General features: G+C 63.3%; 11 protein-coding genes. 5 read left to right on the forward strand and 6 right to left on the reverse strand.

Going from position 1 to position 15,628, the window contains the following annotated elements:
* Positions 1 to 133 precede the first annotated feature (133 nt).
* Positions 134 to 2,308 (forward strand): malate synthase G, encoded by a 2,175-nt coding sequence (locus CIC12_RS01850; protein ID WP_168661616.1) that lies wholly within the window; start codon positions 134 to 136, stop codon positions 2,306 to 2,308.
* 182 nt (positions 2,309 to 2,490) lie between these two features.
* On the opposite strand, the gene galU is transcribed toward CIC12_RS01850, so the two are convergent.
* On the reverse strand, positions 2,491 to 3,408 hold the full coding sequence (gene galU / locus CIC12_RS01855; RefSeq protein WP_168661618.1) for a UTP--glucose-1-phosphate uridylyltransferase GalU: 918 nt from the start codon (positions 3,406 to 3,408) through the stop codon (positions 2,491 to 2,493).
* 318 nt (positions 3,409 to 3,726) lie between these two features.
* Complete coding sequence (locus CIC12_RS01860; RefSeq protein WP_168661620.1) at positions 3,727 to 3,870, reverse strand: hypothetical protein; 144 nt, start codon at positions 3,868 to 3,870, stop codon at positions 3,727 to 3,729.
* A gap of 244 nt (positions 3,871 to 4,114) precedes the next feature.
* Here CIC12_RS01860 and CIC12_RS01865 point away from each other — a divergent pair, with 244 nt between their 5' ends.
* Complete coding sequence (locus tag CIC12_RS01865) at positions 4,115 to 5,338, forward strand: acyltransferase family protein (protein WP_168661622.1); 1,224 nt, start codon at positions 4,115 to 4,117, stop codon at positions 5,336 to 5,338.
* Positions 5,339 to 5,540: 202 nt separating this feature from the next.
* On the opposite strand, the gene CIC12_RS01870 is transcribed toward CIC12_RS01865, so the two are convergent.
* From CIC12_RS01870 to CIC12_RS32880, 4 genes are all read right to left on the reverse strand, one after another.
* Complete coding sequence (locus tag CIC12_RS01870; protein WP_168661624.1) at positions 5,541 to 7,988, reverse strand: glycosyltransferase family 4 protein; 2,448 nt, start codon at positions 7,986 to 7,988, stop codon at positions 5,541 to 5,543.
* The gene (locus tag CIC12_RS01875; protein WP_168661626.1) at positions 7,985 to 9,451 is read right to left on the reverse strand and encodes an oligosaccharide flippase family protein; all 1,467 of its coding nucleotides are present in this window, start codon (positions 9,449 to 9,451) and stop codon (positions 7,985 to 7,987) included. The genes CIC12_RS01870 and CIC12_RS01875 overlap by 4 nt, the downstream gene beginning before the upstream one ends.
* Positions 9,452 to 9,502: 51 nt before the next feature.
* Positions 9,503 to 11,701 carry a hypothetical protein gene (locus CIC12_RS01880; RefSeq protein WP_168661628.1) on the reverse strand — a complete coding sequence of 733 codons (2,199 nt, stop codon included), beginning with the start codon at positions 11,699 to 11,701 and terminating at the stop codon, positions 9,503 to 9,505.
* Between the two features lie 173 nt (positions 11,702 to 11,874).
* Positions 11,875 to 12,039 carry a hypothetical protein gene (locus tag CIC12_RS32880; protein WP_238812306.1) on the reverse strand — a complete coding sequence of 55 codons (165 nt, stop codon included), beginning with the start codon at positions 12,037 to 12,039 and terminating at the stop codon, positions 11,875 to 11,877.
* Between the two features lie 352 nt (positions 12,040 to 12,391).
* Between CIC12_RS32880 and CIC12_RS01890 the strand changes: the two genes are divergently transcribed.
* The 3 genes from CIC12_RS01890 (at position 12,392) to gmd (ending at position 15,558) form a co-directional block, all read left to right on the forward strand.
* Positions 12,392 to 13,522, forward strand: a complete 1,131-nt coding sequence (locus CIC12_RS01890) for an acyltransferase family protein (protein WP_168661632.1) — start codon at positions 12,392 to 12,394, stop codon at positions 13,520 to 13,522.
* A gap of 110 nt (positions 13,523 to 13,632) precedes the next feature.
* A complete protein-coding gene (locus CIC12_RS01895; protein WP_168661636.1) occupies positions 13,633 to 14,352 on the forward strand; it encodes an SGNH/GDSL hydrolase family protein in 720 nt (239 codons plus the stop codon).
* Positions 14,353 to 14,502: 150 nt separating this feature from the next.
* The gene (gmd, locus tag CIC12_RS01900) at positions 14,503 to 15,558 is read left to right on the forward strand and encodes a GDP-mannose 4,6-dehydratase (RefSeq protein ID WP_168661634.1); all 1,056 of its coding nucleotides are present in this window, start codon (positions 14,503 to 14,505) and stop codon (positions 15,556 to 15,558) included.
* The last annotated feature ends 70 nt before the right edge of the window (positions 15,559 to 15,628 follow it).

Genomic DNA, 15,628 nt, shown 5'->3' on the forward strand with positions numbered 1-15,628 from the left:
AGTATGAAGGCGTCGGCAACGGCGCACCCGCCTCGATCGAATTGAAGTACCCGTGGCATCACGCTGGCAATAACTGGCAATCACGCGGACCGGTGCCCCCTCATCGGTCCCATTCAGACAGATGGAGCAGTCGATGACTCAGATGAACCCGCGCGGCGGACTGCAGGTTGCCGCCAACCTCGACCAGTTCGTCGAAACCGAAGCCCTGCCCGGCACCGGAATCGACAGCGCCGCATTCTGGTCGGGTTTCGACGCCCTCGTGCACGAGCTGGCGCCCAAAAATCGGGCACTGCTCGCCGAGCGCGACCGCCTGCAAACCGAACTCGATAACTGGCATCGCGCGAATCCGGGTCCGGTGCGCGATCTGCGCGCATATCGTGCGTTCCTCGAAGGCATCGGCTATATCGTGCCGGCGCCTTCGCGCGTCAAAGCCACGACCGACCAGGTGGATACCGAAATCGCCGAACAGGCCGGCCCGCAACTCGTCGTGCCGCTGTCGAATCAGCGCTATGCGCTGAACGCGGCGAACGCGCGCTGGGGCAGCCTCTACGACGCGCTGTACGGCACCGATGCGATCCCCGAGACCGATGGCGCGCAAAAGCAGCAGGCCTTCAACCCGGTGCGCGGCGCCGCGGTGATCGCATATGCGCGCAAGTTTCTCGATCAGGCGGCCCCGCTCGCGAACGGCTCGCATGCCGACGCAACGCGCTATCACGTCGAAAACGGCAAGCTGGTCGTCACGTTGAAGAGCGGCACGAGTGAGCTCGCAAAGCCCGCGCAGTTCATCGGCTATCAGGGCGATGAAAGCGCGCCGTCCTCCGTGCTGCTCAAGCACAACGGCCTGCACTTCGACATCCAGATCGACGCGAACGATTCGATTGGCAAGACCGATGCGGCGCATGTGAAGGATGTCGTGGTCGAAGCGGCGGTGAGCACGATCATCGATTGCGAAGACTCGGTCGCGGCCGTGGATGCGGACGACAAGGTGCAGCTCTATCGCAACTGGCTCGGCCTGATGACCGGCGATCTGACCGAAGAGGTCACGAAGAACGGCAAGACCTTCACGCGGCGTCTGAACGAAGATCGCGTGTACGTCGCCGCGAACGGCACCGCGCCCGTCGTGCTGCATGGTCGCTCGCTGCTGTTCATCCGCAACGTCGGCCATTTGATGACCAATCCGGCGGTGCTGACGAAGGACGGCCACGAAATTCCGGAGGGTATTCTCGACGCGGTGATCACGACGCTGTGCGCGCTGCACGACCGCAAGCACAAGCTGAATTCGCGCACCGGCTCGATCTACATCGTCAAGCCGAAGATGCACGGCCCGGCCGAAGTCGCGTTCGCGAGCGAGCTGTTCGCGCGCGTCGAAGACCTGCTGAAGCTGCCGCGCAACACGATCAAGATGGGCATCATGGACGAGGAGCGCCGCACCAGCGTGAACCTGCTCGCCTGTATCGCCGAAGCGTCGGAGCGGGTCGCGTTCATCAACACGGGCTTCCTCGACCGCACCGGCGACGAGATGCACTCGGCCATGGAAGCCGGCCCGATGATGCGCAAGGGCGACATGAAGTCGAGCGCGTGGATCGCCGCGTATGAGCGCAGTAACGTGCTGGCCGGATTGAGCGCGGGCCTGCGCGGCCGCTCGCAGATCGGCAAGGGCATGTGGGCGATGCCCGACCTGATGCACGCGATGCTCGAACAGAAGATCGCGCATCCGAAGGCGGGTGCGAACACCGCATGGGTGCCCTCGCCGACCGCCGCGACGCTGCATGCGCTGCACTACCACCAGATCGACGTGCAGGCGGTTCAACAGCAGCTGGAGCGCACCGATTACGCGACGGTGCGCGATGAACTGCTCGACGGCCTGCTGACGATTCCGGTGGTCGAATCCGCGAAGTGGAGCGACGACGAGATTCGCAGCGAGATCGACAACAACGCGCAAGGCATTCTTGGCTACGTCGTGCGCTGGATCGATCAGGGCGTGGGCTGCTCGAAGGTGCCGGACATTCACGACGTCGGCCTGATGGAAGACCGCGCCACGCTGCGCATTTCGAGCCAGCACATCGCCAACTGGCTGCATCACGGCGTGGTGAAGCGCGAGCTGGTCGAAGAGACGTTCAGGCGCATGGCGAAGGTGGTCGACGAACAGAACGCCGGCGACCCGCACTACCAACCGATGGCGCCGGGCTTCGACACGATCGCGTTCAAGGCCGCCCAGGCGCTGGTGTTCGAAGGACGCCAACAGCCGAGCGGTTACACGGAACCGTTGCTGCACAAGTTCCGGCTGGAAGTGAAGCAGCGGGGGTAAGGCTGTAGCGGGCTGGCCGCTTCGCTTTCAGTGACGAGCGAAGCGGCTGAAAAACGACAACGGGCGCCGCGTGATGCGGCGCCCGTTTTTGCTGGGGCACAGCTTTCGTGCGACGCTTGCGCGCGGGGCGATTGCACGTACCCGCACGGTTGAGCAGCGGATCAACCCATCCGCTGAACGACTCAGGCCGCTTGCGCCGTGTACTGCGCCGGCACGCCGGCCGGCTGGTTGTTCTGCATGTACGCCTGCAGATACGCTTCGAAATCGGCCTTCACTTCCGGATGGCGCAGCGCGAATTCCACCGTCGCCTTGAGATAGCCGAGCTTGCTGCCGCAGTCGAAACGCGTGCCGAAATAGCGATACGCGAGCACCTGCTCTTCGGTCAGCAGCGACTGCACCGCGTCGGTCAGTTGCAGTTCACCGCCCGCGCCCGGCTTCAACGCGCGGATATGCTTGAAGATGGTCGGCATCAGCACGTAGCGGCCCACCACGCCGAGATTCGACGGCGCATTGTCGGGCGCCGGCTTTTCCACGATGCCCGACAGCTTGATCACGTTGTCTTCCCACTCACGGCCGTCGACCACGCCATACGAACGGCTGTCTTCGCGCGCAATGGTTTCGACGCCGATCACCGAGCTGTGATAGTGATTGAAGGTGTCGACAAGCTGGCTCATCACCGGCTTCGAGCTATGCAGCAGGTCGTCGGCCAGAATCACGGCGAACGGGCTGTCGCCCACCAGTTTTTCGGCGCACAGCACCGCGTGACCCAAGCCGAGTGCTTCGGCCTGGCGCACGTAGAAGCAGTCGACGTTGGCCGGCTTGATGCTGCGCACGAGGTCGAGCAGCTTTTGCTTGTTGCGTGCTTCGAGCTCGGATTCGATCTCATAGGACTTGTCGAAGTGATCTTCGATCGCGCGCTTGCTGCGGCCCGTCACGAAGATCATCTCGGTGATGCCGGCGGCAATCGCTTCCTCGACTGCGTACTGGATCAGCGGCTTGTCCACGATCGGCAGCATTTCCTTAGGACTTGCTTTGGTAGCCGGCAGGAATCGTGTCCCGAGGCCCGCTACGGGAAACACGGCTTTGGTGACTTTCAGCATGGTAGGCATTCCCACATCGGTTAGAAGTTGGTGTGTTCGCGGACCTGGCGGCGAATTCGATGTCGCCGGAAAGACTAGCAAAAAAATTCACGCGTTTCACGTGCGATTTTTATCGAATCAGAAAAATAAATCGATTTGCTTTCAATATGCCGAATCGCGATAAGCGTCAGGAAATAATTACATATATCAATTGAATTATTTCCGGTGATTCCGAAAATTTTACGTATCAAACCAGCTGGTCGGCCGTAGGGCGGCCGGCGTCGGCATGGCAGTGAAGCGTGGCACTGTCACGCATGTTTCATCGATCGACGTTCCGCGTCATTCGTTTTCATCGATGGGCGGCAGCTTGCCGGGATTCATCCGGTAACGGCGGATCGGCTCGTTACGCAAGGCCTCGCGGTAAGCGGAGGCGGCGACGAGGATCAGCAGCACGGCAATGCCGGCGAGTAAATGCAGGTTCATGACTTCACCTCTGGTCAAGAAAATCCGTGCTTTAAATTAGCACGACAAAAGCGGTAAATAATTCGCCGCCGCAACTGCTTATGCTCAATTACAATTCGTCACAAAATCGCCATTCAATTCAAACGGACAGGCAATTTTTTATCGATTTTTTGCGGCCATGGTGCTCTAGCATGTGATCCATCGCGGGCGCGTACAGCGCCCGTCAATCCGCTTTTCCCGTTCAGATTCAGAATAAGGACCGCGCATGAGCGACTCAGTACTGGATGCCGCCGGCTCATCCCTGCCCCTTTCGCCCTCTGGCCCTGCGCGCGCGGCCAGCGCCGCCACCCGTGCGTCAGCCGAAGTGCGCGTCGACAGCGCCGGCAAGGAACACGTGATCGACGCGATGCGTGGCTTCGCCGCGTTGCTGGTCGCGTATTTTCATTGCCGCCAGGTCGCATGGGTCGGCATGCAGGCGTTTCATCAAAGTGTTGGCCATTCGTTCAGCCTGGGCGCGATCGCCGCCTATCTGACGTTCCCGATCGCGTGGGGCTCGGCAGGTGTGCCGATTTTCTTCGTGATCAGCGGTTATTGCATTCATCGCGGCGGCGCGCTGCGCCTTGCGGCCAATCCCGCTTACCGGCTCGACGCGGCCAATTTCTGGGTACGCCGTTTCGCGCGCATCTATCCGGTGCTGCTCGCGGCGCTGGTGCTGACTTTTGCGCTCGACTGGTTCAGCCTGCAACTGCCGCCCGTTAGCCACAAGATCCGCGAGATCGGCCTGCAGGCGTTTCTCGTCAACCTGTTCTCGCTGCAAGGCGTGGCCGGCAAGACCTACGGATCGAACGGCGCACTGTGGACGCTGTCGCTCGAGGTGCAGTTCTACGCGATCTATCCGCTGCTGTTCGCACTGCGCCGGCGCGTCGGCATGACGTCGGTGCTGGCGCTCGTCGCCGTGGTCAACGTGGTGTCGGCCTATGTACTCGAACGCCATGACCTCCAGTTCTTCACGTCGTACTGGTTCTCATGGACGCTCGGCGCGTGGATCGCCGACGCCAAGGTTCGCAGCGCACCGCAGACCCGCTCGCCGACATGGCTTTACGCCCTGGCTGCGGGCTTTATCGCGCTCGGCTGCGTGGCGTTCCATTTCGGCCAGTACGGTGCGTTCCAGTTGTGGGCGCTCGGCTTCGCGTTCTATCTGTACAAGGCGCTGGATCGCCGCAATGGGCCGCCACGCGCAAGCTTCGGCACGCGGCTGCTGTCCCGGTTCGGCGATTTCAGCTTTTCGCTGTACCTGATCCATCTGCCGATTTTCGTGCTGCTGTCGTCGCTGCTGTTCCGCTCGGCGTTGCAGATGTCGATCTGGCCATCGTTCGGCTATATGCTCGTGGCGGTGCCGGCCGCCTACGTGTTCTACCGGCTGGTTGAGCTGCCCGCCATGAAGTGGTCAGCCAGTTTCAAGCCGAAAGCCGTGAAGCCGCAGCAATAAGTCGCGGCACTCTGAAACAGCAATAAAAAAACGGAGCGAAAGCTGCTGACTTTCGCTCCGCTACGCCAACGACAGGAACCGGCCGAGTCCCTGCCTACCCCCGCGTCAAACCTGTGCGCGCCGCAGCGCATCGAACCTGCCTGAACCTGCATCGACAGCGGCGGCCCGAGGGATCGATCCTCCCCAGGCCGCCGTCGCCCATTTAACGCCCCGCCACGCGTTTCAGGATCCGCGCGACACCGTCGACATAGGTCGCAGTGCCGAAGCGGCTCAGCGCCGTCTGGTAGCCGTTTCTGACGAGCTTGTTGCGCAGGTCGTCGTTCGAGCGCAATTCCGCGAGCGTGTCGGCGAGACCGTGCGCATCGCCGGGCGTGCACATCACGCCGTTCTCGTAGTCGTCGATGATCTCCAGCACACCGCCTGCGCGGGCCGCCACCACCGGCCGCTGCGCGAGCATCCCTTCGACGATCACGCGGCCGAACGGCTCGGGCGTGATCGACGTATGGACGACCGCGTCGACCGCGCACATGCAGGCCGGAATGTCGTGCTGGAAGCCGAGGAAATGCACCCGGTCGCCGAGATCGTGCGCGGCGACGAACGCATGCAATTCGCTCTCGTACTGGTCCTCGCCGAAGAGCGGCGCGCCGACCAGCACCGCGTGCATCTGCGGATTGAGCACCATCGCTTCGAGCAGCACGTGCTGCCCTTTCCAGCGCGCGAGGCGGCTGAACGAGCCCGCGAGGAACGCGTCGCGCGGCAGATTCAGCCGCTCGCGCAGCGCCGTTTGCGGCACCGCGCGCAACGCGTCGAACGGCTCGGCGCAAATGCCGTTGAAGACGACGTCGATACGCTTGTCGTCGAATTGCGTGAGCTTCGCGAACGCCTGCGCCGATGCCGCCGAGTTGGCGATCACATGCGTGAGGCCGAACCGCGCGCACCATTTGATGATCGCGAGTTGCTTGCCGCCGAAATGCTCGGGACTCACGATGTCGCGCAGGTGCCAGACTACCGGCCGTTTCGCGAGCTTGCCGGCGATCGCCCCGATCACCATCGCGCGCTGCGTGTTCGCGTAGATCACGTCCGCCTTGCGCGCGCGTTTCGCGGTGGCGCGCACGAGCGACAGCAGGCCCTTGAGCGCCGCACCCTTTGGCAACGAACCGCCCTGTTTCTTCACATGACGCAGCGCGCCCGCATCGAGCACGGAGACTGTCACGCCCGCCTGATCGAGCGCCGTGCGAAACGGGCCGTCGTCGAAAAGCACGACCTCGATGCGCGAGCGCAGCGCCTTGACGATTTCCAGCAGCGAGAGCTCGGCGCCACCGAGCACGCCGCTTTGATCGACGGCGAGGATGCGCGGCGCGCTCGCGGCGGCGTCCGCCTTGTAGGGGAAGTAGGCCGGCAGTTGCGCGCTGCGCAAGGCCGGCACCGCCGCGCGCACATGCGCGAAGAAACGTTCGCGGAAATGCGCGGCGGAAAACTGCTCGGCGTTGGCCCGGCAATCCATCGGCGAAAAACGCTTGATGTGCGTATCGAAACGCTCGACCGCGGCGACGATCGATTCGGCATCCTGCTCATCGAAAAACATGCCGGTGGGGCGCGGCTCCGACAGATCGCGCACGGTTTCGAGCGCCCCGCCCTTGCCGTAGGCAATTACCGGTGTGCCGCACGCCTGCGCTTCGACCACCGAAATGCCGAAGTCTTCCTCGGCGGCGAACACGAAGGCCTTCGCGCGGCTCATCCGGTCCTTGAGCACCTTGAACGGCTGGTAGCCCATGATCTCGACGTTCGGCCCCGCCTTCGCGCGGATCTTCTCCATGTCGGGACCGTCGCCGATCACGACCAGCTTGCGCTCGGGCATGCGCGCGAACGCCTCGACGATCAGGTCGATCTTCTTGTACGGCACCATCCGCGATGCGGTCAGATAGAAGTCGTCCTTTTCGGTGCATAACGAAAAGGCTTCGACGTCGACCGGCGGAAAGATCACCTGCGCCTCGCGCTGATAGACCTTTTTGATGCGCCGCGCGATGAACTCCGAGTTCGCGACGAAGCCGTCCACCGAGTTCGATGTGCGGATATCCCAGTTGCGGATGTAATGCAGGATCAGCCGCGCGAGCGCCGACTTCGGACCGTTGGTCAGTTTCGACTGCTGCAGGTATTGATGCTGCAGGTCCCACGCGTAGCGGATCGGCGAATGCACGTAGCTGATATGCACCTGGTCGGGGCCGGTCAGGATGCCCTTGGCGACCGCATGGCTGCTGGAGATCACCACGTCGTACGCCGACACGTCGAGCTGCTCGATCGCGAGCGGCATCAGCGGCAGATACGAGCGGTACTTGCTGCGCGCGAGCGGCAGCTTCTGGATGAACGACGTCGTGACCGATTTGCCGCGCAGAAAGCTGCGGTCGTCGAGAAAGTCGACGAGACTGAACAGGTCCGCGTGCGGAAAGCACGCGACGATCTGCTCGAGCACTTTCTCCGCGCCCGCATAGGTGACGAGCCAGTCATGCACGATCGCGATGCGCACCGTTTTATCGGCGCGGACCGCGGCCCGGCGCGGCGTGGCCTGCACGCCGGGCACGCCAGTGAGTTCGGCGAGCGCGCTGCGCTTCGCGGGCCGCAGCACGGCTTCTTCAAGGAGGTCCTGGTTCATGCGCTTTTCCTCGGATTCAGTCGCAACAGCAGTGAACGCGCAAGATTGCGCAAGGCGGGGGTCATCGTGATCGACCAGGCGAGATTCGCGCCGACCATCAAGGCGCCGGCGGCGATCGCCAGCGCGAGACCCGGCAGGAAGCTCGCGAGCCACAGGCTCGCGAGCAGGAAAGCGAGGTGAGCCAGCATGTCGAGCGCGATCTGGCGCGCGCGGATCGCCGAGAAATGCAGCAGCACCGCATAGTCGAACAGCGCGCGGCCGGCCACCGCCACTGCCGCGCCGGTCAGCCCGAAATGCGTGATGCCGAGCCACAAAGCCCCTGCAAACAGGGGCAATTCGACGAGACCGACGCGTGCGGCCGTAGCCGGACTGACCTGCGACTGGATCAGGATCCGCGTGACATTCGCCTGTCCGACCAGCCACACGGCGACGATCATGATGCGACCCACCGGCGCGGCGACGGTGGCGATCTCATTGCCGACCCATAGATGCAGGAACGGTTCGAGCACCAGCATTGCAACCAGCGCGACCGGCGTGAACACGCCATTGAGAAATTCGAGCGACTGCTGCGTGATGGTGTCGGCATCCGCGCGGCCGACTGCGGACAAACGCGGAAACAGCGTACGCACCAGCGCGGTCGGTACGATGTTCAGCCGCGTCACGAGGTTCTGCGGCACCGTGTAATAGGTCACGAAACGCGCGCCAAGACGGGAGCCGAGCATCACGCGATCGAGCGAGTCGGCGATCATCGTGGTGACGCTGGCAATCAGCATCCAGCCGCCGAAATTGAACAGCCCCTTGGCCACACCGAATTGCGGCGGCAGAACGCGGCGCAGTTCGAGCACCTTCAGCGCGGAGCGGCCGAGCAGAAGCGCCGCGAGAATCCGCGCCAACACCGCCGCGGCGAGCACGTTCTGCAACGTCGCGCCGAGCCACCACGCGGCGCCGAGCGGCAGCAGCTGGAACAGGAACGTGCCGATGGTCTGGTTGGTGTTGTAGACGCCAAAGCGTTCCGCGCCGTTGATTGCGCCGGCGAACACCCATGACACGTTGGCAATCGGAATCGCCACCGCGAGCCACGGCAGCGCCATATAGACCTCATGCTGCAGCTCGGGCGACACCTTGGTGAAATAGGCGGTATAGAGAAACGCGCCAAAGTAGATGATCAGTCCGCCGATCACCCCGGTCGCGAGATTGAGCCACGTGGCGCTCCAGAACACCCGCGCGCTTTCGTCCTTGTCGCCGGAAGCGCGCGCCTTCGAGATGTGGTTCTGCGCGGCCATGCTCATGCCGAGATCGAGAATCCCGAAGTAGCCGATCAACGTCCACACGAGACTGATCACGCCGTAGCGCTCGACGCCGAGCAGCTTGATATACGACGGCACGGTGACGAGCGAGACGAAGGTCGGCAGCACCAGCCCGACGAAATTGATCGTTACGTTCCTGAGAATGCCTTTGTCCATCGGATGCCTTGAGTTGACTGCGTTTGCGTTTGCGTTTTTGGTCACGGTGAATCACGGTTTCCAGCGGTACATCAGCACCTTGCCGCGCGCGTCTTCCTCGACGAATATCAGGTACTCGCCGTTGGCGCGCTTGGCCGCGCTGATGCCGTTGGGCACGTCCACCCAGCCCGATGCGCGCCCCACTTCCGCGCCCGGCCGGATCACGCCGAGTTCGCGGCCGCCGTCCTTGTCCCACACATGCACCGCACCGACCGGTTCGACGCCGAAGATGTATTGCCCCTCGACGGTCAGGCCGATGATGGTCGCGATGGGTTTGCCCTGCGTCTGCCACGGCAGCGTGATCGCGTAGCGCTGCACCGGATTGCCGCTCGCCCACTTGTCGTAGCGCACCAGCACGCGCCCCACCTCTTTCCAGAAGCCGCGATCGACTGGCGTGTCGGACGTGTAGCCGGTCACGTACATCGCGTCGGTGGCAGGGTCGTAGATCGCGCGGTGCAGTTCGGTGAACGGCTGCGGCACCGGGTATTGCGTGAGATTCGAATACGAGTAGACCGGATTGCCCTTCGCATCCAGCCCGCCAAAACGGAAGCGGTAGATGCCCTTGGTATCGCGCGTGCGCCAGATGTCGCCGTTGGTATCGACCCACCAGCCCCAGCCGCCCGCGAGCTTCGTGCCCGTCGTGTTGAGCGTGAATTCGTCGCTATCGAAGCGGCCGTCGCCGTTCGTGTCGCGCCAGATCCAGTCGCCGCCCGGCGGCGCATTCGGCACCTTCGCGACCGCGCGCTCGCGGCCCGCGATGAAGCCCGAAGGAATCGCGGTTTCGCCGTCATGTTGCGGATCGAAGCGATAGATCTTCAGATGATCCGCATACATGTCCGTCAGATAGAGGAAGGTGCGGCCCTTGAGCTTGCGGGCGATCGGCAGGCCCGGGTATTGATCCGTGTGGAAGACCGGATCGTCGGGGTACCTGAAACGGTTAGACAGGAACCCTACGTATTTCCAGTCCTGTCCGGCGGGCTTCGACAGATCGAGCTCGAAGCGCTTGTTGCCGGTGTAGACGCTGTCCGGCCGCGACGGATCGATCCACGCGCCATCGACGAACAAAAGCCCCTGCACCTGCCAGTTCTGCTTGCCGTCGGGCGCATAGCTTTCGAGCGTCGCGCCTAGGCCCGCGCCGATCGGCGCGTAGCGCGGACCGATGCCGTTGGTCGATACGTAGACGTTGCCGCGCGCATCCACGCCGACGCCGGTGAGTCCGTTGAAACGGCGTGGACCAGGCTTGCCGGCCACGCCGCTGAAAATGCCGCCTTTCTCCCCGAGCGTACCCGACTCCGCATAGCGGCCGTTGCTCTTCGTGAAGAACAGCACTTGCTGACGCGGGCCGTTGTCGGCGATCAGGACGCGGCCTTGCGCGTCGACAGCGAGGTCGACCGCGACCGTGTCGGCGGGCAGCGTGAAGTTTTCCTCGATGCGCTGACCGGTGGCCGTGTAATGCTCGATGCGCGCGTGTTCGCCGCGCGTGCCGCTCAGCACCCACAGCGTGCCGTCGGGCGCGAGCGCGAGGCGGCCGGGTTCGTGCACGTCCCAGGCAGCCTTCTTCTGCATCGATTCGGCGTCGTACACCTCGATGCGCTCGCGCGCGGTGTTCGCCGCGTAAAGCGTGGTGTCGTTCGCCGCGAGACCGCCGATTTCAGCGCTCGTGCCGGTCGGCACTTCGTTCATCATCAGGAAGCCGGCCGCGAGTTGCGCGTGCGGGTCCGCCGTTTTCGCGGCGGGCTGGAACGGTGCGGCGCGCTTCGGATCGGCGATCTGCCGGCGCGAAATGCCGAACCATTGCTTGCCCTTCTCGGGCCACACGCCCTGCTCGACCAGATGACCCTTTTCGTTGCCGACCGCGATCGCCACGAACGCGTACTTGCGATTCACCGCGACCGCGTTGCCGCCGCCATTGCCCCAGCCATGCGTGCCGCCAGCGAAGCCGAGCATCTTGCCGTTCTGATAGACGCTCGCTTCGGCGCCGCTCTCGTCCCATGGCGCGTTCGTGTACACCTTGCCGTCGGGCGCGACCGCGATCGCGGTGATGTCGATCTGCGCCCACATGCCGTCGCCGAACCCGAAGCTGTTGCCGATCCATGAGGTTTTCGCGTTCAACGCGGTCTCCGCGCGCGCCGCGACACTGACCGCTCCTGCGGCCAATGCGGCGGCGCATGCCGATACGGCAAACCAGCTTTTGAACGTGAAACGGGGCAAGGTAGGTCCTCCAGTCAACGCCGCGTTCGGGCACGAGCCCGCGCGACGATACAAAAGTCAGTGATGTGACGGGCCGGGCCGCCGGAAGCCACACAGGAACGTGCGACCGATTCGTGCAGGAAGGACGGCAGCTGCGAGACAGCGCGCCAATGCGACATTCATTCAGGCGACATTCAGACGATGGCCCGACCGGCCACCCGCGCGACGGCCCACGCACCGTCCTGGACATGCCAGTGCGCACGCCTGCCGGCATGGGTCACCGCCCTGGCCACATTACGCGGAAAAAACACCGCGACGAAAATCGAAAATAATTCAAAAATATTCGACGCTTTAAGCATCGTGAAAGAAATCGATTTAAAAATCGATTAAAAGAGGACACGTGAACGAACCGTATCGCGCGGCATGGTTTTGCCCATCCTTACCGATCCCAGCGCGTGCGCGCTGCATTTATTACATATTTGCCGTTCGCTACACCGCTCACAAGACAAGCATATAAATCCCGCAGAAATGAATAACGAAACACCCTGTTGCAATCTGATTCATTTATCCAATTCATTCCCGTTTTTTCGCGATTTTCTTTTCCCTAGAATCGATTGCACTTCCGTTGCGACCGATGCGAGCGCGCCCGCCCCGTGTGGAATCTCGCGTGACGCTTCGCCCGGCCCATCCGCTTCACACCATGGACGGTTCATGACTGCCAGCGCATTGCCCCTCGCGCCCTCCCATTCCCGCATCGTGCAGCTCGACGGTTTGCGCGCCATCGCCGTGCTTGCGGTGTTCGCGCAGCACGCATTGAAAGCGCCGCTGTGGATGGGCGTCGATCTGTTTTTTGTCCTGAGCGGCTTTCTGATCAGCGGCATCCTGCTCGATCGCAAGGACCGCGGGCAATCGTATTTCCGCTACTTCTACGCACGCCGCGCGCGGCGCATCCTGCCGCCGTATCTGCTGCTGATGGTGGTGTCGTCGCTGCTGTTTGGCCTCGCGTGGGCGCAGCACTGGTACTGGTATGCGTTTTTCGCGACGAATATCGGCGACGCGCTCAATCAGAGCGGTCACGACAGTCTCAACGTGCTGTGGTCGCTCGCGGTCGAAGAGCAGTTCTATATCGTCTGGCCATTTGTGATCCTGCTCGTGCCCGAGCGTCTGCTCGGCTACGTGGCGGCCGCGCTGATCGTCCTGGTGCCGGTGCTGCGCGCCGTGGCCACGCCCTGGTTCGACTCGTTCTGGCCCATCTATTACCTGACGCCGTTCCGCATGGACCTGCTCGCAGCCGGCGCGCTGCTCGCGGTGGCGGTGCGGCGCGACCGCCATGCGCTCGAGCCGTACAAGTGGCTCGCGGTACTCGGTTTCTTCGCCGCACTGGCCGTGCTGGCGTGGCTGCATCTGCACTTTCCGCGCTTTCGCGCGGCCAATACGCCTTTGTCGAATGCCGGGCTCTACAGCGTTTCGTTGGTGCTTTGTACTTCCGTCGTGGTCATCGCCCTGCAAAGCAAGGGCATCGTCAAACGGCTGCTGTGCAATCCCGTGCTGGTCTATATCGGCACCATCAGCTACACGATTTACCTGATTCACCTGAGCGTGCTGTACGTGCTGTGGCCGCTGCATCTGAACCGTTATCTGACCGCTGGCTGTGCGCTCGCGATCACGCTCGCCTACGCGAGCATCACGTGGTTCGCGTTCGAAAAGCGGTTGATTTTTGGTGCGCGCGGCAAGAAGCAGGCGCATGTGCCAGCTCATGTACCAGGCGAGGCGCAGACGCATGCACCGTCCGGCGGCAGTGTCGCGCGGCGAGCGGGCGCTGCGCCGCAAAGCCGCGCATGAGACGCCGTGGCGCACTTGCTGCGAGCCGGAGGGTCGCGGCGCCGATGTCGAGTGCGCGTGTTGGCGTGCCTGGGCGCGCATGGGCCGCCGCGTTGACCGGCTCGCTGGCGATGGCACTCGCATTCGCGCCCGAGACCTGCGCAGCCCGTACCGATGCGGCGCAAAAGCCGCGGCCGCAAACGCCAACGCAACAGCAAGTCCAGATCGACGCCTACGGCGATTCGACCACGCTCGGCATCACCTGCAACGACGGCCACTGCGGCCCGCAGCCGCAAAACGCCGTGTCCTGTTTGCAGGATGAGCTGAGCGCGCATCACGGCGATCGCGTGCGTGTCACGAATTTCGGCGTAGGCGGCACGATGGCCACGCAACTGCGCGACGGCACCGGCAACCGCCGCGCCGGCCCGACTGCGGGTCTGCCATGGCGCGAACGCCTCGCCGCCTCGCCTGCGCAGATCGTGTTGATCAACTACGGCATCAACGAAGTGATGCAAAACCAGACGCCCGAGCAGTTTTATGCGGCTGAAACGGAGCTCGTGAAGACCGCTCGCGCGTTAGGCAAAGAGCCGGTTCTGCAGACGTCGAACCCGATGCCCGACAACCGGCTCAACGCACGGCTCGCCGTGATGGTCGCCATGACGCGCCGCGTGGCCGCCGAACAGCGGGTGCCGCTCGTCGACCAGTTCGCTTACGTCAGCAGTCTGCCCGACTGGAAGACGCTGATGTCGGACGGCGCGCATCCGAAACCGGGGCTCTACCGGATCAAGGCCGAACAGGATTATCAGGTCGTCGACCCGCTGGTGCGGCGGCTGCTGGACGGCACGCCCTGAAGCGCTTTTTCAAGCGCGCTTTGCGAAGTCCGCTTCATGACGCAGGTGAATCGTGCTTCTGAAATGCGCTTTCGAGTGTGCCGATGAAATGCGCCCTGGCGGGTGCGAACGCTTCTTCCTTTTTTCTTTTACCAATATCGAAGGCAAGCCATGAGCCAACCACACAGCCAACCACGCAAAGCGATCATCACCGGCGTATCCGGGCAGGACGGCGCCTATCTGACCAAACTGCTGCTCGAAAAGGGTTATCACGTGACCGGCACGTACCGGCGCACGAGCTCGGTCAATTTCTGGCGCATGCGTGAGCTCGGCGTGCTCGATCATCCGAATCTGCGTCTGGTCGAGCACGATCTGACCGACCTCGGTTCGACGCTGCGCCTGCTCGAAGGCGCGCAGGCCGACGAGCTGTACAACCTCGCCGCGCAAAGCTTCGTGGGCGTCTCGTTCGATCAGCCCGTGACCACCGCCGAAGTGACCGGCGTCGGCGCGCTGAATCTGCTCGAAGGCCTGCGGATTCTGAGCCCAAAGACGCGCTTCTACCAGGCGTCGACCTCCGAAATGTTCGGCCTCGTGCAGGCGGTGCCGCAGCGCGAGAGCACGCCCTTCTATCCGCGCAGCCCGTATGGCGTCGCCAAGCTGTTTGCGCACTGGTCGACCATCAACTATCGCGAGTCGTACAACCTGTTTGCCAGCAGCGGCATTCTGTTCAATCACGAATCGCCGCTGCGCGGCCGCGAGTTCGTCACGCGCAAGATCACCGACACGGTCGCGAAGATCAAGCTCGGCAAAGCGGACGTGCTGGAACTCGGCAATCTGAGCGCGCAGCGCGACTGGGGCTTTGCACTCGAATACGTCGAAGGTATGTGGCGCATGCTGCAGGCCGACACGCCGGACACCTTCGTGCTCGCCACCGGCCGCACCGAGACGGTCCGCGATTTCGTGCGCATGGCGTTCAACGCCGCGGGTTATCAGATCGAGTGGGCAGGTAAGGACGAGCGTGAGACCGGTATCGATGTCGCGACCGGCAAGACGCTGGTGCGCGTGAATCCCAGGTTCTATCGCCCGGCCGAAGTCGACCTGTTGATCGGCAGCGCGGACAAGGCACGCGATACGCTCGGCTGGCAGCCGCAGACCACGCTCGAACAGTTGTGCCACATGATGGTTCATGCGGATATTGGCCGCAACGAGCATCACGAAACGTTCTAAGCCGATGTGAGGATGCGCGGCCACGGCGGCGGCCGCGTGCAGCCGCGCAAGGACCGTCGGTAAAGCAGTG

This window comes from Paraburkholderia sp. SG-MS1, from assembly GCF_012275575.1.
GTDB lineage: Bacteria > Pseudomonadota > Gammaproteobacteria > Burkholderiales > Burkholderiaceae > Paraburkholderia.

What these genes read in the sequence shown, in the direction of transcription:
- CIC12_RS01865 (WP_168661622.1), top strand. Translation starts at nt 4,115, where the DNA reads ATGAGCGACTCAGTACTGGATGCCGCCGGCTCATCCCTGCCCCTTTCG.
- CIC12_RS01860 (WP_168661620.1), bottom strand. Translation starts at nt 3,870, where the DNA reads ATGAACCTGCATTTACTCGCCGGCATTGCCGTGCTGCTGATCCTCGTC.
- gmd (WP_168661634.1), top strand. Translation starts at nt 14,503, where the DNA reads ATGAGCCAACCACACAGCCAACCACGCAAAGCGATCATCACCGGCGTA.
- CIC12_RS01870 (WP_168661624.1), bottom strand. Translation starts at nt 7,988, where the DNA reads ATGAACCAGGACCTCCTTGAAGAAGCCGTGCTGCGGCCCGCGAAGCGC.
- galU (WP_168661618.1), bottom strand. Translation starts at nt 3,408, where the DNA reads ATGCTGAAAGTCACCAAAGCCGTGTTTCCCGTAGCGGGCCTCGGGACA.
- CIC12_RS01850 (WP_168661616.1), top strand. Translation starts at nt 134, where the DNA reads ATGACTCAGATGAACCCGCGCGGCGGACTGCAGGTTGCCGCCAACCTC.
- CIC12_RS01890 (WP_168661632.1), top strand. Translation starts at nt 12,392, where the DNA reads ATGACTGCCAGCGCATTGCCCCTCGCGCCCTCCCATTCCCGCATCGTG.
- CIC12_RS01875 (WP_168661626.1), bottom strand. Translation starts at nt 9,451, where the DNA reads ATGGACAAAGGCATTCTCAGGAACGTAACGATCAATTTCGTCGGGCTG.
- CIC12_RS32880 (WP_238812306.1), bottom strand. Translation starts at nt 12,039, where the DNA reads ATGCTTAAAGCGTCGAATATTTTTGAATTATTTTCGATTTTCGTCGCG.
- CIC12_RS01895 (WP_168661636.1), top strand. Translation starts at nt 13,633, where the DNA reads ATGGCACTCGCATTCGCGCCCGAGACCTGCGCAGCCCGTACCGATGCG.